Genomic DNA, 25,903 nt, shown 5'->3' with positions numbered 1-25,903 from the left:
CTGTAGTTAAGCTGAATGTTTACGTTCAAACTCACGAATACGTTGGCGAGCTTCGTGAATCGACTGGCGGGTCAATAGCTGGCGCTGCCCATCCAAAACCTGTCCTTGCGGAATTTCGGTGGCGAGCTTCTTAGCCGCATTAAGCATCATATTAAAGGCTTGCTGGCCGTCAAACTTCATGGGTAACGCCATGAAAAAGGCAACACCTTCAGTTTCGAAGTTTTCCATATTATCCAGATCAAAAGTTCCCGGGTTGAACATATTCGCCACACTGAAAATCATCGGTCCCGTACCGGCCGTATTTTCATAGCGATGGAAGATACCAAGCTCGCCGAACTTACAGCCCAGCTCCGTCATCATTTGCAATAAGACAGCGCCTTGTACCGGCCCCTTAACATGCAAGGCTATAACTTCTTCCGGAACCGCCTCAAAATCTTCAGAGTTTTTCTGATTATCTTCCTCTAACGTTTCGTACTGCTCGACTTCCTCGTCATGTTCGTCGTTATCGTCGAATTTAAGCTCCGTTTGCTCAACGTCAACTTGCTCTTCATTACTGACACGCATAGAGGGTAGTGACTCGGAAAGCTCGTCATCACGATCTAAATCCATCGACATTTGTTCAATATGCTCGTTGTCGTCCTCTTTCTCTGAGGTCGAAGAGCTTAGTTCAGGCGCAACAGACTCTTTGGCTTCTGCCGCTTCTTCCGCCTTATGTTTAACGACACGTACTTCGCCTATACCGTCGTCATCAAAAGCTGACGACTGTTGTTGCCTATTTTCAGCGACGCGTTGTTCACGTTGACGCTGTTGCGCATTGCCTTTACGTATTTTCCAGACGCCATGTGCAACAATGCCGGCTATTGCCAGAATCCCAAGAATACTAAGGGTAATTTGTAAACTGCCCATTTTCGCTCCATAAAGCCTGTTTTAACCAGCGTCTGTCATCGCCACAGCCTGTTCCACATCAACGGCTACTAACCGCGAGACACCCGCTTCTTGCATGGTGACCCCGGCCAGGTGAGTTGCCATTTCCATAGCCACTTTGTTGTGACTAATATAAATAAATTGTACCGATTCCGACATTTCACTGACCAGGCGACAAAAACGACCCACATTGGCGTCATCTAGCGGTGCATCAACCTCATCTAGCAAGCAAAAGGGTGCCGGATTCAAGCGAAATATCGCGAACACCAATGATAATGCGGTCAGCGCCTTTTCTCCACCGCTCAGCAAATGAATTGTACTGTTTTTCTTACCCGGTGGCCGTGCCATGATAGTAACGCCTGTTTCCAGTAAGTCATCATCGGTAAGTTCCAGCGTAGCACTACCACCACCAAAAACTTTAGGAAACAAAATTTGTAAATCATGGTTTATTGCATCAAAGGTTGTTTTAAACCGGTGACGCGTTTCTTTGTCAATCTTACGGATAGCAGCTTCCAGAGTCTCTAACGCCGATGATAGATCATCCACCTGCTGGTCGAGATACTGTTTACGCTCTCTTTGCGCTTCGGCTTCATCAATTGCCGCTAAGTTTATCGCACCGAGTCGTTTTATCTTACTCTGTATTGATTCCAGATCTTGTTGCCACTGCTTTTCGTCAGCTTCAGAGGACAGCTCTTCCAATATACTTTTCAAAGTAAGACCTGTCTCAGCCAGAGTTTCAAGCACGGCCTGACTGCGTTCCTGAAGCTTAACCTGCTCAATTTCAGTGGTTTGCATCGCCTCTTTGGCCTGACCTATTTTGCTTTGAATTGCACTCTGTCCCTGAGTTATTTGTTGCAAGTCATGTTCTAACCGCGACAATTGCTGACGTTGCTCCTGCAATTGTTCCGCAACTTCACCGCGCTTATCCAGTAACTCCGTCAACCGCTCATCGAGTGCATCTTGATTCTCATCTGTGTCTGCAGCCTGTTGCTCACTGCGTTCCTGCAGAAGTTGCTGGTAGCGTTGTTCACTGCGTTGCAGTAACTTCTGCAACTGCGCGGCCTGAGCCTGTAAATTCTGCTGTTGCAGTGTCATCTGTTGCTGTTGACTGCGCAGTTGCTGCAACTGTTCATCTTCGGCACGAACTTTAGATTCCAATTGTTCGCCAAAGTCTTCATCAACCTGCTCAGTTTGTCCCAGCATCGATTCAAACTCTTCCAGCTGCATTTCAATTTGCTGTTGCTGCTCTGCCGAACTTTCAGCATGCATTTGTTGCTCTTGCTGCTTATCTTGCACGTTCGCTAATTGCTGCTGTATTTGCTCAGCCTGCTGCATATTCCACTGCAATCGCTCTTCGACTTTACCCTGCTGATTACGAGTCTGCTGAACCTGCTCCTGAACCTGCTCCAGTTGCTCTTGTGCCTGCTCAACCTTCGTCTGAGTCTGTTCCAGCTGCGCTTCACTTTCAGACAACCTGGCTGCCAGCGACTCCAATTGTTCGAGTAACTTCTGACGCTGTGTCTGCAGGTGAAGGACACTATTATCCTCGTCAACACGAGCTGCAATAAAGCCGTCCTGCCAATACCAGTTACCGGCTTTCGACACGGCAAAACTTGCCTCACTCTGTTGCAACTGCTGTCTCGCACTTGCTTCCTGGTCAATTGCCAGGCACTGCTGCAACGGCGCCCAATAACGTAATGGACCTTTGACTTTATTAGCCAGCGACCAGCTCTCGGGCTCTTGTGCGCTTGCAGGCCAAATCAACTTTACACCGGAAACTGCTTGTGTGTCTTCCGGAGCTTGCTCCAGAACCACGGCATCCAACCAGTCATAAGCCAGCTGTTCAACCGCCATTTCCCAGCCACTTTCAGCCTGCAGTAATTCCCTGACCTTCAAGTTGTCTGGATACTTCTCCTGTATCCATCTTTCACTGCGGCTGTCGTTATTTTGCTTCCCTTCCAGCAATTGCTCAATGGCGGTTAACTGAGCCTGAGCTTTATCTTGTTGCTGTTGAGTCTGTCGATGTTGTTCCTGTTGTTCTTTAAGAGCTTGCTGAAGTTTCTGCAGTTGGTCTTTACTGTGCTGATACCGAGTTTCTTCCTGCTCCAGCTGACCCTTTAACTCAACCAGAGCCTGTTCGTTCTCGTCAACAGATAATGCTTGTTCCTGTTGCTGCAACTCTTGTTGCTGGCTGTGAAGTTGCTCGACTTGTTGCAACGCATATTGCTGGCTTTGTTTGAGCTCTTGCAGCTTCAGTTGCGCCTGCTGTCGCTGTTTTTCAACATCGCGTTGCTGTTGTTGGTGTTGTCTTTGTTGTTGCTGCCACTGCCGCCATTGCTCATTAGCTTGTTGAGACTGTTCTGATACTCTTTCGAGCTGTTCCTCAACCTGCTCCAGCTGAGGCTCAAGCATCAGTTGCTGCTCTTCCAGTTGTTCTCTTTGCAGGCGATCGTCCGCCAGTTGCTCGTTAAGCTGCTCTATTTCTTCATTTAACTGCTGCTGCCGCTGGCTGCGCTGCTCTTTTAACTCTTGCTGATGTTTCAGTGTTTGTTCAATACGGGTTATTTCATTACCCACCGAGAACATCTTTTCCTGCGACTGCTCAACCTTATCGCGCGCTTCTTCTGCCTGCTCTTTCAGCTCAATGGCACCCAGCTCATCACCACTTTGCTGTGCCTGCCAGCGTTCAAGCTCCGTTTGCTGCTCTGCGTACTGCGCCTGCAACTGCTGTCGTTGATTATCCAATTTCAGCCAGCGCAGGGCCTGCAGTTCACCTTTGAGTTTACGCTCACTGGCTTTCAGTTCTTTATAACGAATGGCAGCAGCTGCCTGACGCTCCAGCTTCTCGAGCTGTTGACCGAGCTCTTCGCGAACGTCACTCAGGCGTTCAAGGTTCTCGCGTGTATGCAGCATCCGGTTTTCGGTTTCTTTACGACGTTCCTTGTATTTTGAAATGCCTGCGGCTTCTTCAATAAACACCCGCAGTTCCTGCGGACGTGATTCAATTAGGCGGGAAATCATGCCTTGTTCAATAATGGCGTAACTTCGCGGACCCAGTCCCGTTCCCAGAAATAAGTCGGTAATATCACGGCGTCGGCAACGGCTGCCGTTCAAAAAATAGTTCGACTGGCCATCGCGGGTCACCAGACGCTTAACTGAAATTTCATTGAATGCTGCGTACTCACCCTGAATACGTCCCGAACTGTTATCAAATACCAGCTCAACACTGGCCTGAGAAACCGGTTTACGGGCACTGGAGCCATTAAAAATCACATCGCTCATGGCATCGCCACGCAAGTTTTTGGCTGAACTTTCACCCAGCACCCAGCGCACGGCATCAATCACATTGGATTTGCCACAGCCGTTCGGACCGACGACGCAGGTCATTTGGTCAGGGAAAGGAACTTTGGTTGGATCCACAAAAGATTTAAAACCAACCAGTTTGATGTGTTTTAGGCGCATTCAGTTGTTTTTATTCGTTATTAGCACGACAGTTTATTATCACAAGACTCTAGCAGATCCGGTAGCCATTTGTAACAATTTAGCCCTCACATTGCCACTGTATTGCCTTATTATAATAAGCAAATTTAAACCTCTGGAGTTTTCATGCAAAAAGCAGCCTACAGCGATTCTGGACTTGCTTACATAGGTCGAGGGTTACAACTTATCCGAACTAAGGGCCTTCGTCGTTACGTCGTAGTACCTATTCTGACCAACCTTATCCTGTTCTCGCTTGCTTTCAGCTGGCTGTATAGCCAAGTCGACTATTGGTTGAATCGCTTTATGAGCTGGCTGCCCGACTTTTTCCAATGGCTGGAATTTCTTTTATGGCCACTTGCAGTTATTACCATTATCGCGCTCTTCTCGTTTATTTTTAGCACCATCATGCATTTAATTGCGGCCCCTTTTAACGGGCTTCTGGCAGAAAAAGTAGAGCGCTATGAAAGCGGCGAGAGCTTAGGCGACGAGGGGTTCTTAGGTCTGTTTAAAGACATTCCAAGAACTTTAAAACGGGAAATGCAGAAACTCATGTATTACATTCCCCGAGCGCTTGGCTTTTTTCTGTTGTCGCTCATTATTCCCGTTATCGGGCAGGTGCTTTGGTATATCTTTGTTTGCTGGATGATGTCGATACAGTACCTTGATTACCCCTTCGATAATCACAAACTGTCCTTCCCGAGGATGCGTTCCGAGTTGCATAAACGCCGCGGTAAAACACTGGGGTTTGGTTTCGGTGTCACCGTACTAACCATGATACCACTGATTAATTTAATTATTATGCCGCTGGCGGTTTGTGGCGCGACCTCATTGTGGGTTGATCATTATCGTCGCAGTGCATTAAGTTGATAAAAGTAAACGACTGAGCGTTGGCTCAGTCGTTTTTCTTATCCGCACCATCGGATTCAATACCTTCCGGAGAGGTTTCTTCGGAATCAAGGTAATCCGGATTTAATCGCTTATTCGTTTGCACACCCATCTGACGGAATTTATCCACTCGGCCAATGAGGTTACCGCGCCCGGTACTCAGCTTCTTCATGGCTTCCTGATAACGGTTATCCAACGTTTGTAAGCCGTTACCAATTTTTTCTAAATCTTCAACAAAACCCACAAACTTGTCGTACAAACGTGCGGCATCGGTCGCTATTTTTTCAGCATTCTGGTTCTGATACTCATACTGCCAGATATTGTGAACGGTACGCAGCGCAACCAGTAAATTCGTAGGACTTACCAGCATAATCTGGTTGTCCAGCGCCAGCCGAATAAGCTCAGGATCACGATCAACCGCCAGCAAGAACGCCGGCTCAATAGGAATAAACATCAACACGTAATCCAGCGTGCGTAACCCTTCCAGTTGATGGTAGCTCTTTTTACCCAACTGTTTTATGTGTTGCTTCAGCGACTGAACATGCTCATTTAACGCCCGTTCGCGGTCTGCATCATCGTCAGAATTAAAATACCGCTCATAAGCCGACAAACTAACTTTTGAGTCGATAACTACGTCTTTTTTATTCGGCAAATGCACAATCACATCGGGCTTGAACGACTTGCCGTCTTCGTCGCGGTGATGCGCTTGTGTCTGATACTCGTGCCCTTCACGCAGACCGGACTGCTCCAGAATACGCTCCAGTACTACCTCGCCCCAGTTCCCCTGTTGCTTGGTGTCGCCTTTTAATGCGCGGGTTAATGCTTCAGCTTCAGACGCCATTTGGCGATTCAAATCCTTAAGCGACATAACCTCATTTTTTAAAGCAGAGCGCTCTTTGGTTTCGTCAGTATACTGCTGAGTAATTTGCTTTTTAAACGCATCAATTTGTTGTTTGAAAGGCTCCAGCGTAGCCTGCAAGGACTGTTGATGATGCTGTTGCAGTCCTTTCGACTTTTCATCGAAAATACGATTTGCAAGGTTTTCAAACTGTTGGGTCAGACGTTCTTCACTGACTTTTAATAAGTTCAGCTTCTCTTCTGCGGTTTTCTGCTCATGCTCAGCTCTGGCCAGCGTTTCGCGCAAACGACTGTCTTTTTCATACACTTCACGCTGAAGCTCATCAACGCGCTCACGAAGAATATCCGAGTCCTGTTCCAGTGCCGTATTTTGCTGCTCTGCCTGTAAACGCAAACGGCGCTGCTGTTGCCAAAGCAACAACAACGCCGTAATGACAGTCACAACCGGCACTCCAATTATTGCCATCCATTGCCACAGTGCCAGCGACATCATTAAGCTCCTAATTTTTCATTAAGGTCAGCAATTTTGGCTTTCCAAATAGCAGGACCTTGAGTATGCGCGTTTTGACCATCGCTATCCACAGCAACAGTGACCGGCATGTCTTCCACTTCAAATTCGTAAATGGCTTCCATACCTAAATCTTCAAAGGCCACCACACGAGATTTCTTAATAGCTTTAGCCACTAAGTAAGCCGCGCCGCCAACGGCCATCAGATAAACGGCTTTGTGCTTACGAATACTTTCTACGGCTTCAGGGCCACGCTCTGCTTTACCGACCATGCCGATAATGCCGGCTTCTTCCAGCATCTGATCAGTAAATTTATCCATACGAGTTGAAGTTGTAGGACCTGCCGGACCAACAACTTCATCACCCACAGGATCTACTGGCCCTACGTAGTAAATAAAGCGGTTGTTGAAATCAACCGGTAGTTTTTCGCCGTTATCCAGCATGCCTTTAATGCGCTTGTGAGCGGCATCGCGACCAGTGAGTAACTTACCGGACAAGAGCACAGTTTCACCCATTTTCCAGTCCTGAATGTCTTCTTTAGTTACTTCATCCAGGTTCACCCGACGAGCATCATCGCCTAGCTCAAAGGTGACATCCGGCCAGTCTTCCAGTTTCGGCGGAGTTAAATCTGCTGCACCACTACCGTCTAACGTAAAGTGAACGTGGCGAGTAGCCGCACAGTTTGGAATTAAGGTCACCGGCTTAGAGGCTGCGTGGGTCGGCAGTGATTTAATCTTCACGTCCAGCACCGTTGTTAAACCACCCAAGCCCTGAGCACCAATACCTAACGCGTTAACGCGGTTAAAAATTTCTAAACGCAGCTCTTCTTCGGCATTCTGCGGGCCACGCTCAATAAGCTCATGGATGTCGACAGACTCCATTAAGGATTCTTTTGCCAATACCGCAGACTTTTCAGCCGTACCGCCAATACCAATACCGAGCATACCCGGCGGACACCAGCCAGCGCCCATCTTCGGCAAGGTTTCAACAACCCAGTCCGCAATAGAGTCACTTGGGTTTAACATGGCCATTTTGGATTTATTCTCTGAGCCACCACCTTTTGCAGCAATCATGACTTCAATTTCACTACCCGGTACCATATCAATATGCACCACGGCCGGAGTGTTGTCGCCGGTGTTCTTACGGGCGCCCGCAGGGTCAGCCACAATCGATGCACGCAGTGGGTTGTCCGGGTTGTTATAAGCACGACGGGTACCTTCATCCACCATTTGCTGAACGGTCAGGTCGGTTTTATCCCACTGCACACCCATGCCCACTTTCACAAAACAGGTGACAATACCGGTGTCCTGACAAATCGGACGGTGCCCTTGTGCAGACATACGCGAGTTAGTCAGTACCTGAGCAATGGCATTTTTTGCCGCTTCGCTCTCTTCACGCTGGTATGCCTCATCCAGTGCTTTAATAAAATCCAGTGGGTGATAATAAGAAATGTACTGCAACGCATCGGCAATACTGTCAATAAAATCGGCCTGACGAATGGTGGTCATGGAACTGCCTCTTGGTTAACTTTTGCGTGGCGCTATAATAGCGTTTTCGCTAACAACTGACCAGTGCCACTGACCGGCGAATATTTGCTGTGGTAGTATATTGGTAATGAGTAACCAGCCTGAATTGCGAGCATGATGTGAGTGTTTTCCCGGATCTCTGTGCGATAAAACTTAATTGCCAGGCCTCAGCTATTGAGTTGTTTCAGCGCTGTCAGCATGAAAGCTACGCACTGTTACTGGACTCTGCTGCACAAAGCCATGAAAACTGTGCCTATGATATTATCTTCCGACAGCCAGAACTGGTTTTAAGTTGTAAAGCAGGCAAACTGAAAGTAACAACAGACAAGCCGTCAAAACTTCCCCCCGCTCCCGAGTCGGCAGCCCAGCTTTGTCATTATGCCGAGCAATTGAACCAGTTATCCGGTCATTATTCCGGGCCTGCTGAACTGCCTTTTCAGGGTGGCTTTGCCGGTGCTGTTGGCTATGACCATGGTCGTTCACTGGAAGTCATTCCTGAGTTTAATGCGGATACCTACCAGTCTCCCGATGCGGTACTGGCCTATTACAGCCAGGCGTTGATTATCGACCGGAAGAACGACAGGGTATGGCTAGTTGCGCCAGTCGATCAGTTAGAAGAGCTAACCGAGTTTTGGGACCAGACCACGAAGCCTAAGAAGGCTGCAGCCTTTCAATTAGTCAGCGACTGGCAAAGTAACATGAGCGAGCAGCAGTACACTGGGAAATTTAACGCGGTACAAAACTATCTGCTGGCTGGTGATGCCTATCAGATAAATTTAGCACAGCGATATTCAGCCAGGTATCAAGGCAGTGAATGGTCGGCTTACCTGAAGTTACGGCAAGCGAATTCAGCACCATTTTCTGCTTTTATGCGACTTCCCGGCAGCGCTATTCTGAGCCTGTCGCCGGAACGCTTTTTGCTCACCGATGCCAAGGGTCAGGTAGAAACAAAACCCATTAAAGGTACGCGTCCGCGGTTTGACGATACGCATAGAGATCAAGCCAGCCAGCAGGCTCTGTTAATCTCAGAAAAAGACCGGGCAGAAAACCTGATGATTGTTGATTTGCTGCGTAACGACTTGAGTAAGAACTGTGAGCCGGGCAGCATTAAAACCCCCAGCTTATTTGCCATAGAGAGCTTTCCTGCGGTTCACCACCTGGTATCAACGGTTATTGGCAAACTGCAACCCGGCCGCACCGCATTGAGCCTGTTCAACGGCGCTTTCCCCGGCGGTTCTATCACCGGAGCCCCTAAAATTAGAGCCATGCAGATTATTGAAGAGCTAGAGCCACACCGTCGTAATATTTACTGCGGCAGTGTGGGCTACTTTTCTCAGCACGGGCGCAGTGACACCAGCATTACCATTCGTACACTGCTCGCCGAAGACGGTCAGCTTTACTGCTGGGCCGGCGGAGGTCTGGTCGCGGACTCAACGGCCTCTGAGGAGTATCAGGAGACTAAGGACAAAGTGTCACGCATCCTGCCGGTATTAGCATCATGACGATTAACACCCGCGCAGACTTTATTCGTCGCTTTAGCCTTTACCCATCCCCCCCGGTTGAGCGCAGAATTGATGAGCCGTTGCGTAAGCGTTTGCGTCCGGCAGCGGTGTTAATCCCCATTATTGAGCGACCACACGGACTCTCACTCATACTCACACGGCGCTCCAGTAAACTGCGTAAACACGCAGGCCAAATCAGTTTTCCTGGTGGCCGGTTTGACAATACTGATACTGACCTGCTGGATACTGCGCTGCGCGAAACCGAAGAAGAAATTGGCCTGCCCCGCAGTCAGGTCGAAGTCATAGGGCGTTTACACGACTACCCGGTCTTATCGTATTTTATGATCCGCCCTTATGTGGCTTTTGTCTCACCACAACAGCCCTTGGTTGCCGAGGAAAGTGAAGTCGCAGAGATTTTTGAAGTACCACTGGCTGATATTCTCGATCATGGAAACCATTACGTTTACCGTATTCGTAAGTTTATCTACGACCGGGTGTATTTCATCCCCTGGCAACATCGAAATATTTGGGGGGCAACCGCCGGGATCTTGCGCGAATTGTCAGAACAATTACAACCCGACGGGAAAAATCATTTCAGACCACTGAACTGACCACTTATTTTTGTTTAAAACTTGCTTCCCCCCACATGAATCATGCGACAATACTATAATAATCAGAACGAGCATGCGCGACAGGTAAGGATAACTATGATTAGCGTTTTTGATATCTATAAAATTGGTATTGGTCCTTCCAGTTCTCATACGGTAGGGCCGATGAAAGCAGCCTATGACTTTTTACATATGGCAAAAGAAGCCGGGCATCTCGACAACGCCGACGGCATAAAAGTCGAATTGTTCGGCTCGCTTGGTCAAACCGGTAAAGGTCACGGTACAGGCAAAGCCGTTATTCTTGGACTTGCCGGCGAAACGCCTGAAAGCGTCGACACTGACAGTGTTGAGGACTTTCTGGAACAAACGCGTAAAACCGAAACTTTAAATTTATTGGGTGAGAAGGAAGTTTCCTTCCCGAGTGAAGGTGCTATTACCTTTCACCGCCGCAAAACCATGCCGAAACACGCTAACGCCATGGAGCTCAAGCTGTTGAAAGACGGTGAGATAATCTATAGCGATCTTTACTACTCTATTGGTGGTGGCTTCATCGTTCGCGATGAAGACTTTGACGAGACTCTGGAAGAAGCGATAGAACAGTCCGCCAAACCTATTCCGTACCCGTTTGACAGTGCCGCTGACCTTCTGGCGCATTGCAAAGAACATGGTATGCGCATGAGTTCATTAATGATGGCCAACGAAAAGGCCTTTCGTAGTGAAGAAGATATTCGTGCCGGTTTAATGAAAATCTGGCGCACCATGCAGGAAAGCATCAAAAACGGTATTACCACCGAAGGCATTCTTCCCGGCGGTCTCAAAGTGCGCCGTCGCGCGTCGTCTTTATATCAGCGCCTGAAGAAAGAGAAATCCAGCGATGCCATGCAGGTAATGGATTGGGTAGATTTATACGCATTAGCCGTTAATGAAGAAAACGCTGCGGGTGGTCGTATAGTCACAGCCCCCACCAACGGTGCCGCAGGTATTATACCGGCAGTAATGAGCTATGCTGACAGATTCATCGAAACCCTGGACGAAGATGCCGTCGTGCGCTTTCTGCTAACCTCAGCGGCTATCGGTATTCTGTATAAGAAAAACGCTTCTATTTCTGGCGCTGAAGTCGGCTGTCAGGGTGAAGTCGGTGTTGCCTGTTCAATGGCCGCAGGTGCGTTAGCCGAATTTATGGGCGGTGACCCATCCAGAGTCGAAAATGCGGCAGAGATCGGTATGGAACATAACCTTGGCTTAACTTGTGACCCTGTGGGCGGTTTAGTACAAGTACCCTGTATTGAACGAAACGCAATGGGTTCTGTGAAAGCCATTAACGCTGCCCGCTTAGCCATGAGAGGCGAAGGCGACCATAAAGTGTCTCTGGATAAAGTGATTAAAACCATGTGGGACACTGGAAACGATATGAAAACCAAATACAAAGAAACCGCTCGTGGCGGCTTGGCGGTCAATATTATTGAGTGTTAACGACAAAAATCATTGCCGGTGCTTAACGCATCGGCAATGAGCAGTTCTCAAACAACTTATCAATTTCTTCCTGAGTTTTCAGTTGCGTCGCTTTTTGTACCTGCTCCCTGGTTAGGTGCGGTGCAAAATTCTCTATAAAGTCATACATGTAAGTGCGTAAAAACGTACCTCGGCGGAAACCTATTTTGGTCGTGCTGTGCGCGAACAGGTGTTCAGCTGGTATCGCAACAAGATCTGTATCAACTTTAGGGTCATAAGCCATACTCGCTAATACGCCAATTCCTAACCCCATCCGCACGTAAGTTTTTATGACATCAGCGTCGGTTGCCGTAAAAACAATTTTAGGTTCATGCCCGGCCTCGGCGAAAGCTTTATCAAGTTCAGAACGACCGGTAAAACCATGCACGTAAGTCACTAACGGGAATTGAGCAATATCATCAATACTTATTTTGCTGAGCTGCGTAAGCGGGTGCGATTTTGGTACCACAATAGAACGATTCCAGTGATAACAGGGCAGCATGATCAGATCATGATATAAGTGCAATGCTTCAGTGGCGATGGCAAAATCAGCTCGCCCCTTTGCTGCTGCTTCACTAATTTGTTCAGGTGACCCCTGATGCATATGCAGCGATACTTTAGGGTAATGCTGAATAAAACGTTCAATAACGTCAGGTAATGCATAACGAGCCTGAGTATGAGTTGTCGCAATATTGAGTTTCCCCTGATCTGGCAAGGTATGCTCAGCTGCAACGGTTTTTATTGACTGAACGCTATCCAGAACTTGTTGTGCAACCGAAATAATGTCTTTACCAGCAGGTGTTACGTGGGTTAAATGCTTTCCTGTCCGGCCAAATATCTGCACGCCCAGCTCATCTTCCAGCATTCTCACCTGTTTACTGATTCCCGGCTGCGACGTAAATAAGCTTTCAGCCGTAGCGGAAACATTCAGGTTGTGATTCATTACTTCAACAATGTAGCGTAACTGCTGTAATTTCATCGAGGAACGTGCCACTCTGTTTGCGAAATGTGATATAAGAAAATACTATAATAATCTTAATAACTATGACAAATAAAGAACGGATAGCAACGGTATTTGTCAAAATTGCAGGAACTGCCTTCTATGACTCAGCCCACATTTGATTTTTCAACCGTACTGGCGTCCTCTGTGCACGACATGAAAAACTCATTGTGTTTACTTATTCAAATGATAGAAGAAGTATCTGAACAGGTCACTGACAGCAGTGCAACAGAAAAAATGGCAAAAGTCCATTACGAAGCTCAGCGCATCAACTCCAGTTTAATGCAGATGTTGACTCTCTATCGTGAAAATAACGACGCGCTGCCATTAAATATCGACCAACATCATCTGGATGAGCTGGTCGAAGAGCTGTTATTAAACAACGAACTGTACCTTGAGCAACGCGGTATTACTGTCAGTACAGAAATTGATGAGAGCGCTGTAGCATGGTTCGACAGAGACCTGATTTGTAATTTGCTTAATGACATCATCATTAATGCAATGCGTTATACCGCCGATAAACTCTTTATTGAAGTACAAACAAAAAATGACGGTGGCTGCCAAATCAGAGTTCATGACAACGGGGATGGCTTTCCCCCTGTTATGCTCAAAAATGCCGCTATGCTCATGCAAGAGTTAAAGGTTCAACAGGCACGAACCGGCCTTGGGCTCTACTTTGCGCAGTTAATCGCAAATGCACATGAACGAAATGATAAAAAAGGTTTTATCGAACTAAAAAATAATGGACACTTAGGTGGTGGTGTTTTCTCTTTAACATTACCCTGAGAACAATAATAACCTAATGAGCGTAATATGATTTACACCATTGTTATCGCACTGATTATATTACTGATAATACTGGCAATTGTTGTCGGTGCGGTGCAGCAACATAAGCAACGTTTAGAGCTGGAACGGCGCAAGAAAATGGCGCGTTTGAGAAGCTCGCTTGAGCAAATCGAAGACCTCATTCACATGTCGAGCTTTTTCCCTATTGGTAAGTCGATGCTGGCAGTGTTAAATAGTCGCGCCTATGAAGTGCTCAAAAATATGAACAGCGTCTCACCGTCAAAGGACTATCAGGCACGAATACAGGATTACGAAGAGCGCATTCAAAGCGTCGACCGCAACGATACTTCTCTTATTAGTGAAGACTTTGAGATTCCGCAAAACAATAAACAAATTATTGCTATGATAAACGGACTCAAGCGCTTAAGAGCAACACTGAGAAGCGAGCATTCCCGGGGCCGAGTTGACAGCAATGTCTTTAGTGTCGAGGATCAGCGTTTAACTAAGTTGCAGTTAAAAATCAGTATTGAAACTCTTATACGCAGAGGCCGCCACGCCTATGAAAGTCAAATGTTGGGCTCTGCTCGTCAGTATTATGAGAAGGCTTTACGCACCATTGAAGACCAGAACTTCAGTGATGATTACACAACCTCGCGGCAGCAATCAATAAAACAGGCGCTGGAGCAAATAGCTCAGGAACTGAAAGATGCTCACGCACGAGACAAAGAAAGACACAAAAAAGAAGACGATTTAGAAGAACTGTTTCAACCGAAGAAGAAGTGGTAAATGGCATGCCAGACTGGAAAGACCAATTAAGCCAAGTAGTATATTCAACAGATTCAGGCCGAATTGATCCGGAACCAGAACCCGAAAGTGTTCCAGAAGGCGACGGTATTGTGCGCCTGAGACGGGAAACTAAAGGTCGTAAAGGCAAAGGGGTGACTATTGTCAACGGACTGAACAAACCCCAGGCAGAATTAAAAAGCATCGCAAAAAAATTAAAACAGCTTTGCGGTGTTGGTGGCGCAGTTAAAGAGTATGAAATTGAGTTACAGGGCGACCAGAGGGACAGTATTGAAAGCTGGTTGAAAAAAGAGGGTTACAAGGTCAAGCGCTCGGGAGGCTAAGATCATATTCAATATACAAGCAGCGCCCATTGTCGCGCCACTCGACGTGACTCGAAAAGTTCCTGATAAGCTGTAATCCTCGTCCGAAAGCCAGCGACTCATCTTCTTCTGTATCATTTACAGGTTCATTGAAACCGTTTTCGCTGTTAGAGGACAGGCTAAAAGACAACAGGCTGCTCTTTGGCCGATACTCGATATCAATTTCTATCTCTACTCCTTCCAACTCTGCCAGTCGTTCTTCACGCGCCCGGTAGTACTCATCAAAGCCCTGGCCTGTCTGTTTTATTTCAGAATCAAGCTGAAGAAAACTGTGCTCCAGCGTGTTATTGAAGGCTTCGGCAAGCAATAAGTACAAAGTTGTTTTATGTGCCCGGATACCTTCCAGATGGCTCAACGAATCGACCAGCTTAATAATTGGATCGCGCCCTCTAATTTCATCTTCTTTTAAATAGACTACCAACCGGAAAGGCAGATGCGTCACATTTGTATCAGGTCTTATGACTGGCAAATTAGTTGGTGCACAATCCAGGCACACCAATGAAACATCATCAAACTGCTCCTGACCTTGCTGGAACTTTTGTAAAGCCGTTACCAGGCCGTCAAAATCACGTTTGCACGCATAGCGCCGCAATAATTCTTCAAACCCATCCTCGGACAACCTTTGATCGTCCTGATTTGTCATTTCGACCACACCATCCGTATAAGTAATAAGACGGATGCCCTTCCCAATAAAGCAGTGGCTGACCTGACTGCTAAATTCTTCAGGAGGCAAAATACCTAACGCCATATGTTCCGGCACCAAACGATTTTCAACCTGACCAGCTTCATTAATCAAAAGAGCGTCGGGAATTCCGCCGTTCCAATAGGTAAGGCGCTCGCCATTTGCCGATAACTCCGCAACGAAGGCAGCACAAAACATATCGTCAGGTAAGAGTTTAACCAGCTTGCGGTTAAACTCTTCAACCATATTGGCTATTGAAAGGCCTTTATCAGCCAAATCAAAAAAGGTTTGAGAAACGGGAAGAGCCCCTGTAGCCGGTGCCAATCCGTGCCCGGTAAAGTCACCAACAAAAAGGTAGAAGTTGCCTAAGGGCCCAGCTTTAGTCAGAACTAAGTCGCCATTGAACTCGCTGGCAGGCGCCAGATAGGTTTTCAGGAAAGGATATTGTGTTTCATTTTCCTGCAAAGCATTCGCCAGCATGTGACTGACAACGTTTTGCTCGCGCTCCATACGGTTTGAGTGATAAGCCAGGGCTTCATTTTTTCCTTTTAACGAATAACTGAGTTCACGAACCCGTGCGTGAGCATTCAACTTAGCCTGCAATACCACAGGTTCGAAAGGCACGCTAATGAAGTCATCGCCACCCGCTTCCAGACACTTCAGCAAGGTTTCCTGATCATCCAGTGCGGTAATAAATAAAATAGGTAGATGAACATCGCCACTTAAAGCCTTTAAACAGGGTGCGGTTTCAAACCCATCCATAATAGGCATCATAACGTCCAGCAACACGACGTCCGGCTGCAGATCAGAAAAAACATCTATTGCCTCAATGCCGTTTGAAGCGCACCTTACCTGATGACCAAAACGTTTAATTAACCCGCTTAACATGACTTGGTTTGCGGGTTGGTCATCAACAATTAAAACCTTCATTAAGCGATAACAAACATCTTATCAAAGCGCGAAATATCAAGAATACGGCGTACGTCAGGCTTCGCATTCACTAACTGGATACCTTTGACACTACTACCTAGAGATTTACGCATATTAAGCAACATTCCCAGCGCAGAACTGTCTAAATAGTCCGTTTCCCTCAAATCAATAATAACCGTGGGTTGGGAATCACCAATATGACTGTAGGCCTGGCGAAACTCCTGAACCAGACTAAAATCAAATTTACCTTTTATGGCAATAACTAACTGCTTACCATCATTTGAAAAATCGCGACTAACGCTCATACTTCCCCCTTTTTTTAATGAGCTTAACACAGATTTTCTGATTGAGTTTATCTGCTGAATACCCTACTCTTTCGGACACAATAAATCCTAGTTATTTTATTATGGCTATAGCCTTCGACGAACTGCGTATTTTGCTCATCGAACCATCCGATGTGCAACGAAAAGTCATTACTCAACACCTGAATCAAGCAGGTATTCAGCATACCCGCGGCGCTTCAACCATTGCAGAAGCCAAAGAAGAAATACTTCGTTGGCAACCTGATATTGTTACCAGTGCTATGTATTTTTCCGACGGTACTGCCCATGAGCTGATTCAGTTTATTAACGCTAAGGACTTAAAAGATACCTTACACTTTATGTTGGTGTCATCTGAACATCGTGCGGATCAACTCGAACAGTTCAAGCAAGCAGGTATTATTGCCATTTTACCCAAACCTTTTACGCCGGATCAGCTGCAACGAGCCATAACCGCCACCATGGATATGATGGAGCCGGAACCACTGCACCTTGAGCTCTATGATATAGAAGACTTAAGAGTGTTAATTGTGGACGACAGTATGACCTCGCGACATGTTCTACGCCGTGTATTTGAAAACCTTGGTGTTGAAAGCTTTGTTGAAGCGGAGAACGGACAGCAAGCCATTGATATTCTGGCAGAACACCAGTTTGATTTAATTGTCACCGACTTTCATATGCCACAAGTGAACGGTAGCGAACTGACGCAATACATTCGTAACAGCTCAGCACATGCTCATACACCGGTACTCATGGTTACAGCCCGCGCCAATGAGCCTCAACTAGCCAATGTGAAGCAAAGTGGCGTTGATGCCCTGACGGATAAGCCATTTGAACCGGCAACGCTAAGAGCCCTTATAGCACGCTTACTAAATAGCTAAATTAGGATGTCTGAAATGAAAAGCCCCTGTCGTAAATGACAGGGGCTTTTTTGTTTGCCTAACTAAAACATTGTCTTTATTCAGATGGTTTCTGGCGATACTTCTCGTAGAGTTCGGTATGGCGGCTACTTAAGCTCACTTTACGTCCGTCAATATAAAGGTGCGTTAACTTTTGCCCAATAGGGTCCAGTAAGTCACCTTCCGATACACTAAGTGAGGCACTTTTCCCGACTTCCAGCGAGCCCAGTTTATCCGCAACCCCAAGAATCTCTGCAGGTTTCAATGTGATTGCCGCGAGCGCTTGTTGCTGATCCAGACCAAATGCGACTGCATTACCAGCCGCAAAAGGCAAGTTACGCACGTCCCAATAGCCAGGGTAAGAAATCGCAAAGTTCACTCCCGCCTCTGCAAGTCGAGCCGGTGATGAAAAGTCTTGATCATAACCTTCATCGTCACGACCTGGCAGACCATATGGAGAGCCAAAAACAACCGGAACATTCAGCTCGGCGAGTTCGTCGGCAATACGCCACGCATCTCTGGCGCCCATCAATACCAAGTCAAACCCATACTCCTGAGCGGTATCAATGGCCTGCTCTAACTGACGCTTGTCATCAGCATGAACATACAGCTTTTTGCTGCCATCAAACAGTCCCAGCATAGCTTCCCAGCGCTGGTCTAAATCAATAGCGCGATCAGCCTGCTTGGCGTCGTAGTAAGCTTTAGCACCGGCAAATACTTTCATCAGCTTCTGCCGATTTTCTTCATTGGCTTTACGCTGCTCTTCGGCAGAACGACGTTCCCACCAGGTATTAACAACGTATGTCCGTGGCCAGGAAATGTGTACGCCCAGCTCACCGGCAACCAGCGCATCCTGGTAATTCCAGCCATCGAGGTGCATTAACGACGACTGGCCAGCCACAAGCGAGCCTTCAGGCACTACCTGAGCATGAGTAATGCCGTGATAACGTACGGTCGGTATAATTTCCGAGTCGGCGTTAAACGCAATGTGCCCTGCTACTTCCGGGTGAATGTCACCCACTTCGCGAGCATCTCGTGTAGCACGTACCGCTTCAATTTCATTCAAACCAATTGTTGTATCCATTGCAATAACGCCTGGATAAACGTGTTTTCCTGAAATATCAATTACCTCGGCACCTTGGGGAATACTGACATCACGACCAATAGCGGTAATTTCCCCATTCTCGAAAACTAAGTCTGAGTCGGTTAGTACGCCATTAGATACCGTGTGCAGAGTTCCTCCCTGAAGCACAACAGGAGCCTGCTGCTTTTCACCCGGAACTTCATCATGTGCCATTGCACTATTCAGCGTCAGCGCACTAACTAATGCGGCACTAACAGTGGTAAGTAGTTTATTCATTAGTGTTGTCCTCCGTGCTGATGCCCTTTACCGGTAAAGTGATCCAGCCAAAAATCATGCTCAGTATCACAGTGCCAGGTTGGCTGTTCCGGTTTATAACCATCTTTAGCACCCTGCTTAGCATCATCACCTGCTGCTAAAACTTTCTGGATAAGTGCGTTTTTCTCTTCTTTAACGGCTTGCTGACGTTGCTTGTCCAGCTCACGATCAAAGAACTTACGACCATTTATCCAAGTCTGCTCTGCGCGGGCATACGCACTTAAAGGATAATGACTCCATAAAACAAAGTCGGCGTGCTTGCCTTTTTCGATAGAGCCGACATAGTTATCAACTTTTAGCTGTTTGGCCGGGTTAATCGTCACCATTTTCAGCGCTTCGTGTGGCTCCATACCGCAGTAACGAACTGACTTAGCTGCTTCAGTATTCAAACGGCGCTGCAAGTCGTTGCTGTCCGAGTTAATACTGGTTAATACACCACGCTCTTTCATCAAACACGCGTTATGTGGAATAGCGTCGTAAACTTCAAACTTATACGCCCACCAGTCAGCAAAAGTTGAACCGCTGGCACCATGTGCAGCCATTTCATCAGCAACTTTGTAGCCTTCAAGAATGTGGGTGAAGGTATCCAGCGTGAAGCCAAAATCCTCAGCCACTTCCATTAACATCAGAATTTCTGAAGCAACGTAAGAGTGAGCATGAACAAAGCGTTCACTGTTTAAAATCTCCAATAGCGTATCCAGGCGATAGTCCGGACGTGGAGCAGAAACCTTATTACGCTCCGAACGGCTCATACGGTCATAAGCTTGTTTACGCTGCTGGTACTCAAGTGCAGCCTGGAAAGCATCGCGCATGATAGTCTCAACACCCAGTCGAGTTTGTGGGTAGCGAACCGTCATATTGTCGCCCCAGTTACTCTGCTTAACGTTCTCACCTAATGCGAATTTAATCGACTCCGGTGCAGCATCAAACTTCATGATATTGGCATCGGTACCCCAGCGTAGTTTAATAACCTGCGCCTGGCCCCCAATTGGGTTGGCTGAACCATGAAGCAATTGCGCCATAGTTGTACCACCGGCCAACGAGCGATAGATGTGAATATCGTCCGGGTTAACCACGTCACCAATTCTGACCTCCGAAGTCACAGCCTCGGAACCTTCGTTCACACCACCTTCTATAGCAATGTGCGAATGCTCATCGATGATGCCCGGAGTTAAATGCATGCCTGCACCGTCAATTTCTGTGACGCCGGAAGGAGCCGACAGGTTATCGCCTATAGCCGCAAACTCACCGTTTCGGACCAAGACATCCGTCTCTTCCAAAATGCCATCATCAGTGGCTGTCCATACAGTTACGTTGCGAATAAGCACATCCTGACGCTCTGGCAAGCCATCCAGACCATAAGCAACATTAGGGAAAGTCAGCTCACTGACGTATTCAACCTGGCTATCTTCTTCTGGAGTTTCAGTGGCACCTTCAGGTGCATCCATCTGCGCCTGTAAGGTGACTTCTTCACCCGCTGGAGAAACCGCCGTTACAGCAAATGTTTGCTGTGCCTCAGGCACTAGCTTAAAGCGCCAGTTACCCGCAGGCTCTATGTCCAGGTCAGCAACAAAGGATAAAGACTCAGTGCCCGACTGAACATTACGCAACCCACTAGACTGCTCACCAACGTTCACTTCACCAGTAAGCACTGGACCTGGCTTAATCGAGATTTCAACATCGCGATCATTCCAGTCGATAGTGTAAGTGCCAACAAAGTCGACTTTATCTCTGGATACCAGTTCGTTTTCTTCACCCTGTAACCAGACCGACTGAATGGTACCGTCTTCGAACAAATCGCCTTTTACCATGACAAAGTCGGCCATATAGCCTTGTGCCAGCTTACCCACTTTGTCTTCGACACCTGCAATTTTTGCCGGGACCGTTGTTAAAGCAGCTAGAGCTTTGTCTTCACTTAAACCATGCTTAACGGCTTTACGCAGGTTAGGCCAGAAGCTTTCCGATTTCTCCAGGTCATGCAGAGTCAACGCAAAGTTAACACCAGCTTCAGCTAACATTGCCGGGTTAGAAGGTGCGCGCTCCCAATGACGCAGTTTGGCTAAATCGACATCCAGATGGCCGTCAACGTCACCCACTTCTGGTGCAGCCGGAAAGTTTAGCGGCAGAATCAAATCGCTACCCGCGTTTTTCACAGCTTCCAGACGAGAATACTCATAACCTGAACCGACATAAATGGAAGGGACATCAAATTGGTCAAGGACATCATCAGCTCGCAATAGTGATTTTTCGTCACTGACTTTAAAAACGATTCCGGTACTTTCAATGTCCGTCAACGAATCCAGAGCCGCATTAAACTCAACCGGTTGGTTGTGTGATTGTTTACCGTAAGAATTTTCGTACCAATTAGCATCTGAAAGCGTCTGTCTAACTAACGCAATACTGCCCATTAAAGACGAAGGATATTGTTGCTGCGATGAACCTTTGTCAAAAGAACCGAAATGTTTGGCTTCGCTTTGATAAATGACGTCGTTCGGTATTTTATCAGCAAGCGAAACCGTTACGGCACGCCCCTGGAAAATACCATCCAGATTTGCTGACTGAACACTGGTAAAACCTTGTGAAACCCACTTTTTCGCATCGTCGGAGTTCGTTTTAAACTCACTAAACCAACGCTTTTGTGAGTGGATAGCGTCATTGGCCGCATTACCACCTTCACGTTCATTATTATAAATTGGCGCATCCGAACGTTCTTGCTCGGCGCTCGCTTTTATACCGTAGCTTCCGTAAGGGTCAATAAAGCCTGGATAAATAGTGTAACCAGTTCCGTCAATGACTTTTGCACCCGCCGGCGCACGATTATTGCGCTCAATAGACTGGACGGTGCCATTTTCTATAACCAGAGTCGCGTTCTCAATAGACTTGCCTGGTTCGGTTATGATTGTTGCGTTTTGTATCGCGGTCAGACTCGGCGTGTTATCTCGCATCCCGTTAGTCCGGGAAGTTTGATCAGCCGCAACCGAAGCGGTCAGTACAGACGTTACTGCTAACGTCAAAGCACTGAGCTGATGCACTTTTTTCATGAATTGTTCCCCATTTTGACTTATTTTTAGTCTGGTTGTCCCATAAGACAAGTTACTTTGTTATATATAGAGGTGACAAGCATTAACCGACAGATCGTGTATTATTAACGATCAGTGAACTCAACAAACCGGAGTGTTTTCGATGAAAAAACAATTATTAATAACGGCTATAGCAGGCTTTATGGGCCTTTCGTTTAACGTTTCTGCCGATGAAAACGCCTTTAACGACGGCGATAAAGCCGTAGAGTACCGCCAAAAAGCCCTGTCCGTTATGCAACAGAATTTTGCCGCTATGGCAGCCATGGTTAAAGGCGAAGTTGAATACAATGCTGACTTCTTCCAACGCCGTGCCGACGACTTTGAAAAAATGTCCAGCATTCCATGGTCCGGCTTCGCCGTTGAAGGTGCTATGCCGGGGGACAACTCCGATGCACTGACCGCAATTTGGGACAACTGGGAAGATTTTCAGCAGCGCGCTAACGACTTACAAGAATACGCAGCAAAACTCTCTGAAGTCAGCCAGCAAGGTTCAATTGACTCAATTAAACCTGTATTTATGGATGCCGCGAAAACCTGTAAAGGTTGTCACGACAATTATAAAGACTGATTAAAGCAACAACATTAAAACGAGCCAAACAGCAACCGCTAATATCATGCCCTGCCAACCGGGTTTTAGGTTAGGGGCTTGCTGTTTGGTTATGCGGTAACCGTGTACCATTGACGCAATAAGAGGCGTTCCTTTAAAGCGGTAAAAAACCACGGCCAGAATATGGATGGCAATCACCACTAATATGACGTCAAACTGACTCTTATGCCAGCTGGTTACTGCTTTTTGCCCATCAGATGACAACCAGTTTGATAATGGACCGGAAAACAAAATCCCGTCTGTTGAAAATAGCCCCGTCATCACCTGGCTTAACAACAACGCCAGCATTAAAACAACCGCCCATCCACCGGCTACGCTGTGCGTATTTTCGGCTTCATAAGCACCACTGAACAGCCTTCTCAAATGCTTTAAAATAGCGGCTGGCGATTTCAAAAAAACATGAAAACGCGCATTCTCACTACCGAAAATGCCCCAACCTATTCTGACCACAAGTAACGCCAATAACGCCACTCCAATATCTTTATGCAGCTCCATCCGGCCGTTTTCGACGGTCCACCAGAGCCCTCCCAGAAAAACAATGAGTAAGCCATGGAACACCCGGATAAAGCTGTCCCATACTTTAATAGAATTTCCTTTCTGTTTCATATTGTTAGCTCCAAATAACTGGGAATATAAACAGCTAAGTGCTAGGGTATAATTAATTATGGCAAATAGGTAGTGACTATGCGTAAAGTTCTTATTGCTGACGATGATTTTATCAGTATCGAAGTGTTAAAAGCGATGCTGGCTAGCTTTGAGGTTGACCTGCTTGTCGCAATGACAGGAGAGGAAGCTTTAAACTTGGCAGAACAGGGACCCGAGCTTATCTTTCTCGACTATGAAATGCCCGATATGTCCGGTGCTGAAGTCTGTCAGCATTTGCGACGGACCGAAAAGCATAAAACAACACCGATTATTGCTATTACCAGTCACCAAAGTGCCAGCGAAATGAGCGCTTGCCGTGAGGCGGGAATGGACGCCACGCTGCATAAGCCTGTTTCTCCGGAGGCACTCAGTGAACTCATGTCGGAATATCTGCCATAAACATTATTCGTGTTTGAATCTTTGGTCATCCGCCAGTTGCACCAAAGATTCACTTTCCTGCAAAAATTGATTGGAAAATTCACCAAAATATTGACTAACTTCTTCGAAAAGAAGAACAAAGTCTCCTTTCTTACCATTTTCTATATCATCGAGTATCTCAGAGAATCGGCGCAAATAACGTCTAATTGAGGAAAACTGCGATTTATTTGCGGCGATGATATCAGCATAGAGTTCTGCGTTCTGAGCAAACAAACGACCTATCATCATCAGTTCCATCCTATAAATAGGTGAGCTGAGTTCTAGCAGTTCCTTAATGTCTACCCGCTCTGATGCCAGATGAACGCCATAAGCGAAAGTACTTAAATGGCGCATAGCCTGTATCCAGCCCATAGCATCATCGTGCTTATTTGCATCAACCTCGTGTAAATGCGCTCCCCAGTTAATAAATTGGTCTAACAGCCACTGATAATGCTGCCGCTGCCTGCCATGAGTAACAACAACCAATTGTTTTGCCAGGTTCTGTACCGATGGCCCGAACATGGGATGTAACCCGACGACCGGTCCGTCATGCTGCTCCAGCATTGCATTTAAAGGGGCAGCCTTAATGCTGGTCACATCGGCTAAGACACAATCATCGGGCAACGGCGGTAAGCGCCTTATCAGTTCAGCAGTCTTATTAACAGGCACACTCATGAGTACTAACTGTGCCTGACTTAACTCATCCTCTGTTGGCCACTCATTGTTTTTATCTATCGTTATGACCCGATAGCCTGTTTGCCTTAACTGAGCAACCAAACGTGCCCCCAGAGCGCCCTCGCCACCAAACACAAAAACGGGTCGTTCAAGATGGCTGGAGGTAGCTGCCGCCTGGGATGTTTGCGTGCGATATGACTCACGAATAATGCGGCGCACGACGTCTTCAATTAAGTCCTCAGACAAACCGGCCTGTTTTGCTTTTACTCTGCGAGCCTTCACTAAAGAGCGCTCTCTCTCCGGTACATAAAGCGGCTGCTTCAATGAACGTTTAACCTCACCAACTTCGGCCGTTAGCTTAGCTCTACGCGCAATAATTTCAATTAACTCATTATCAGCCGCATCAATGGCATTACGCAGTTCTGATAATCGTTTGTCCGGTTCTTGACTCATGGGTGGCTACTTTGTTCCTCTTTAATGACACCAGTAATACAGCGATACGCCTTTTGAATTTTTTGCATCTTAGCAACACTTCCACCTTTATCCGGGTGGTATTTATGCACTAATTTTCGATACTGCTTTTTAATCAGTGCACGACTGGCCGGTGGTTCAACTTCCATCAACTGCCAGGCTTCTGCGACTGGCATATCTGCCGTTACAGAAGAATGCCCCATTCGTTGCCAAAAATCATCAAGCATTGACTCGACATCGGCTCCCGATGTGCTACTTAATTGATTTAAGTCCAGGTAGTACTCTGCCAATGGGTCATTTTCAGATAAAGCAGAAGTTCCTTTGTGCCAGGGCTGGCATTCAATATTTAATGTATGAATAAAAAGCTCATACTTTTTCTGCTCACGCCAGCGCTCACGTAATTTATACAAACAATGAAACAATAAAAAATGCGTTTGAAACAGAGTTAAGGGGTCCCGCAAGGCGCCCTTGTCAAAAAATTCATAGGGCTGAGACTGCAGCCGTTCTATAAGCTCAAGCTCAGTCCAGTGAGGCTGCGTATTGAGGTTCTCAGCCAAAATCTGCGTCAGTATTTCTATATCTTCTTTCATTTTTAAAACACTAACAAAAAACCCAGCACAAGGCTGGGTTTTTCTTTGCTATTTCGTTTTTTTGCTAAAAGCTTAAGACAGCTTCTCGCGGATACGTGCAGACTTACCAGAACGCTCACGCAAGTAGTACAGTTTCGCGCGACGTACCGCACCACGACGTTTGACTTTGATGCTGTCAACTAATGGGCTGTGCGTTTGGAAAGTACGCTCTACACCTTCACCGTTCGATACTTTACGTACAGTGAACGCTGAATGCAGACCGCGATTACGAACACGGATAACAACACCTTCAAACGCCTGAAGACGTTCGCGGTTACCCTCTTTTACTTTTACATTTACAACAACAGTGTCACCTGGTGCAAACTCAGGTAAATCTTGTTTCATCTGCTCTTCTTCAAGAGCCTTAATGATGTTTTGGCTAACTTTTGCCATTTTCGTATCTCCTATCCTAGAT

23 protein-coding genes are annotated in these 25,903 nt (G+C 46.8%); 10 read left to right on the top strand and 13 right to left on the bottom strand.

All coding sequences use genetic code 11. The features are described from left to right. Nucleotides 1–6: 6 nt before the first annotated feature. A complete protein-coding gene (zipA, locus tag VBY75_RS00985) occupies nucleotides 7–906 on the bottom strand; it encodes a cell division protein ZipA (RefSeq protein ID WP_416510632.1) in 900 nt (299 codons plus the stop codon). A gap of 21 nt (nucleotides 907–927) precedes the next feature. After that, nucleotides 928–4,386, bottom strand: coding sequence for a chromosome segregation protein SMC (gene smc / locus VBY75_RS00980; protein ID WP_416510630.1), 3,459 nt, complete (start codon nucleotides 4,384–4,386; stop codon nucleotides 928–930). Nucleotides 4,387–4,530: 144 nt separating this feature from the next. Between smc and cysZ the strand changes: the two genes are divergently transcribed. Further along, a complete protein-coding gene (gene cysZ / locus VBY75_RS00975; protein ID WP_199494166.1) occupies nucleotides 4,531–5,271 on the top strand; it encodes a sulfate transporter CysZ in 741 nt (246 codons plus the stop codon). Between the two features lie 25 nt (nucleotides 5,272–5,296). On the opposite strand, the gene rmuC is transcribed toward cysZ, so the two are convergent. Continuing rightward, entirely contained in the window at nucleotides 5,297–6,640 is a 1,344-nt protein-coding gene (gene rmuC, locus VBY75_RS00970) for a DNA recombination protein RmuC (RefSeq protein ID WP_054488348.1), read from the bottom strand. Continuing rightward, entirely contained in the window at nucleotides 6,640–8,163 is a 1,524-nt protein-coding gene (locus tag VBY75_RS00965; RefSeq protein WP_273022273.1) for a fumarate hydratase, read from the bottom strand. Before VBY75_RS00965 ends, rmuC begins: the two co-directional genes overlap by 1 nt. Before the next feature lie 137 nt (nucleotides 8,164–8,300). On the opposite strand from VBY75_RS00965, the gene pabB reads away from it, so the two are divergent. From pabB to VBY75_RS00950, 3 genes are all read left to right on the top strand, one after another. Next, on the top strand, nucleotides 8,301–9,683 hold the full coding sequence (gene pabB / locus VBY75_RS00960; RefSeq protein ID WP_416510627.1) for an aminodeoxychorismate synthase component I: 1,383 nt from the start codon (nucleotides 8,301–8,303) through the stop codon (nucleotides 9,681–9,683). After that, nucleotides 9,680–10,294: a CoA pyrophosphatase gene (locus VBY75_RS00955; protein WP_199494163.1), complete on the top strand. Its 615-nt coding sequence runs from the start codon at nucleotides 9,680–9,682 to the stop codon at nucleotides 10,292–10,294. The genes pabB and VBY75_RS00955 overlap by 4 nt, the downstream gene beginning before the upstream one ends. A gap of 96 nt (nucleotides 10,295–10,390) precedes the next feature. Continuing rightward, the gene (locus VBY75_RS00950; RefSeq protein WP_222235532.1) at nucleotides 10,391–11,764 is read left to right on the top strand and encodes an L-serine ammonia-lyase; all 1,374 of its coding nucleotides are present in this window, start codon (nucleotides 10,391–10,393) and stop codon (nucleotides 11,762–11,764) included. 22 nt (nucleotides 11,765–11,786) lie between these two features. Here the strand turns inward: VBY75_RS00950 and cysB are convergent, their stop codons facing one another. Then, the gene (gene cysB / locus VBY75_RS00945; RefSeq protein WP_222235533.1) at nucleotides 11,787–12,761 is read right to left on the bottom strand and encodes an HTH-type transcriptional regulator CysB; all 975 of its coding nucleotides are present in this window, start codon (nucleotides 12,759–12,761) and stop codon (nucleotides 11,787–11,789) included. Between the two features lie 123 nt (nucleotides 12,762–12,884). Here cysB and VBY75_RS00940 point away from each other — a divergent pair, with 123 nt between their 5' ends. From VBY75_RS00940 to yciH, 3 genes are read left to right on the top strand one after another with little or no spacing between them, the layout of a single operon-like run. Then, the gene (locus VBY75_RS00940) at nucleotides 12,885–13,568 is read left to right on the top strand and encodes a sensor histidine kinase (protein ID WP_199494160.1); all 684 of its coding nucleotides are present in this window, start codon (nucleotides 12,885–12,887) and stop codon (nucleotides 13,566–13,568) included. A 27-nt stretch (nucleotides 13,569–13,595) separates the two neighbouring features. Next, on the top strand, nucleotides 13,596–14,354 hold the full coding sequence (locus VBY75_RS00935; protein WP_054488364.1) for a hypothetical protein: 759 nt from the start codon (nucleotides 13,596–13,598) through the stop codon (nucleotides 14,352–14,354). A 5-nt stretch (nucleotides 14,355–14,359) separates the two neighbouring features. Beyond that, nucleotides 14,360–14,695, top strand: coding sequence for a stress response translation initiation inhibitor YciH (gene yciH / locus VBY75_RS00930; RefSeq protein WP_054488366.1), 336 nt, complete (start codon nucleotides 14,360–14,362; stop codon nucleotides 14,693–14,695). Here yciH and VBY75_RS00925 read toward each other — a convergent pair. Further along, a complete protein-coding gene (locus VBY75_RS00925; protein WP_416510622.1) occupies nucleotides 14,676–16,346 on the bottom strand; it encodes a PP2C family protein-serine/threonine phosphatase in 1,671 nt (556 codons plus the stop codon). The two genes, yciH and VBY75_RS00925, sit on opposite strands and share 20 nt — an antisense overlap. Next, nucleotides 16,346–16,651: an STAS domain-containing protein gene (locus VBY75_RS00920; protein ID WP_126779991.1), complete on the bottom strand. Its 306-nt coding sequence runs from the start codon at nucleotides 16,649–16,651 to the stop codon at nucleotides 16,346–16,348. Before VBY75_RS00920 ends, VBY75_RS00925 begins: the two co-directional genes overlap by 1 nt. A 101-nt stretch (nucleotides 16,652–16,752) precedes the next feature. Between VBY75_RS00920 and VBY75_RS00915 the strand changes: the two genes are divergently transcribed. Beyond that, entirely contained in the window at nucleotides 16,753–17,547 is a 795-nt protein-coding gene (locus tag VBY75_RS00915) for a response regulator (protein WP_054488372.1), read from the top strand. A gap of 76 nt (nucleotides 17,548–17,623) precedes the next feature. On the opposite strand, the gene VBY75_RS00910 is transcribed toward VBY75_RS00915, so the two are convergent. Together VBY75_RS00910 and VBY75_RS00905 are read right to left on the bottom strand one after the other, a co-directional pair. Continuing rightward, nucleotides 17,624–18,925 carry an amidohydrolase family protein gene (locus VBY75_RS00910; RefSeq protein ID WP_416510619.1) on the bottom strand — a complete coding sequence of 434 codons (1,302 nt, stop codon included), beginning with the start codon at nucleotides 18,923–18,925 and terminating at the stop codon, nucleotides 17,624–17,626. Next, a complete protein-coding gene (locus VBY75_RS00905) occupies nucleotides 18,925–22,005 on the bottom strand; it encodes an amidohydrolase family protein (protein ID WP_416510617.1) in 3,081 nt (1,026 codons plus the stop codon). Before VBY75_RS00905 ends, VBY75_RS00910 begins: the two co-directional genes overlap by 1 nt. Nucleotides 22,006–22,147: 142 nt before the next feature. Between VBY75_RS00905 and VBY75_RS00900 the strand changes: the two genes are divergently transcribed. Beyond that, entirely contained in the window at nucleotides 22,148–22,612 is a 465-nt protein-coding gene (locus VBY75_RS00900; protein WP_199494634.1) for a c-type cytochrome, read from the top strand. Here VBY75_RS00900 and VBY75_RS00895 read toward each other — a convergent pair whose 3' ends face one another. Further along, the gene (locus VBY75_RS00895) at nucleotides 22,613–23,257 is read right to left on the bottom strand and encodes a cytochrome b/b6 domain-containing protein (RefSeq protein WP_054488380.1); all 645 of its coding nucleotides are present in this window, start codon (nucleotides 23,255–23,257) and stop codon (nucleotides 22,613–22,615) included. Between the two features lie 78 nt (nucleotides 23,258–23,335). On the opposite strand from VBY75_RS00895, the gene VBY75_RS00890 reads away from it, so the two are divergent. After that, the gene (locus VBY75_RS00890; RefSeq protein WP_199494633.1) at nucleotides 23,336–23,695 is read left to right on the top strand and encodes a response regulator; all 360 of its coding nucleotides are present in this window, start codon (nucleotides 23,336–23,338) and stop codon (nucleotides 23,693–23,695) included. Nucleotides 23,696–23,698: 3 nt separating this feature from the next. Here the strand turns inward: VBY75_RS00890 and tyrA are convergent, their stop codons facing one another. The 3 genes from tyrA to rplS all read right to left on the bottom strand — a co-directional run bounded on the left by tyrA (nucleotide 23,699) and on the right by rplS (nucleotide 25,881). Then, a complete protein-coding gene (gene tyrA, locus VBY75_RS00885) occupies nucleotides 23,699–24,841 on the bottom strand; it encodes a bifunctional chorismate mutase/prephenate dehydrogenase (RefSeq protein WP_222235540.1) in 1,143 nt (380 codons plus the stop codon). Next, a complete protein-coding gene (locus VBY75_RS00880; RefSeq protein ID WP_222235541.1) occupies nucleotides 24,838–25,449 on the bottom strand; it encodes a DNA-J related domain-containing protein in 612 nt (203 codons plus the stop codon). Before VBY75_RS00880 ends, tyrA begins: the two co-directional genes overlap by 4 nt. Nucleotides 25,450–25,521: 72 nt before the next feature. Further along, the gene (gene rplS, locus VBY75_RS00875; protein WP_054488388.1) at nucleotides 25,522–25,881 is read right to left on the bottom strand and encodes a 50S ribosomal protein L19; all 360 of its coding nucleotides are present in this window, start codon (nucleotides 25,879–25,881) and stop codon (nucleotides 25,522–25,524) included. Between the last annotated feature and the right edge of the window lie 22 nt (nucleotides 25,882–25,903).

Source organism: Idiomarina sp. HB, from assembly GCF_048059115.1.
Taxonomy (GTDB): Bacteria; Pseudomonadota; Gammaproteobacteria; order Enterobacterales; family Alteromonadaceae; genus Idiomarina; species Idiomarina abyssalis.
Note: the sequence above shows the minus strand (reverse complement) of the source record. Positions and strands in the feature narration are given on the sequence as shown.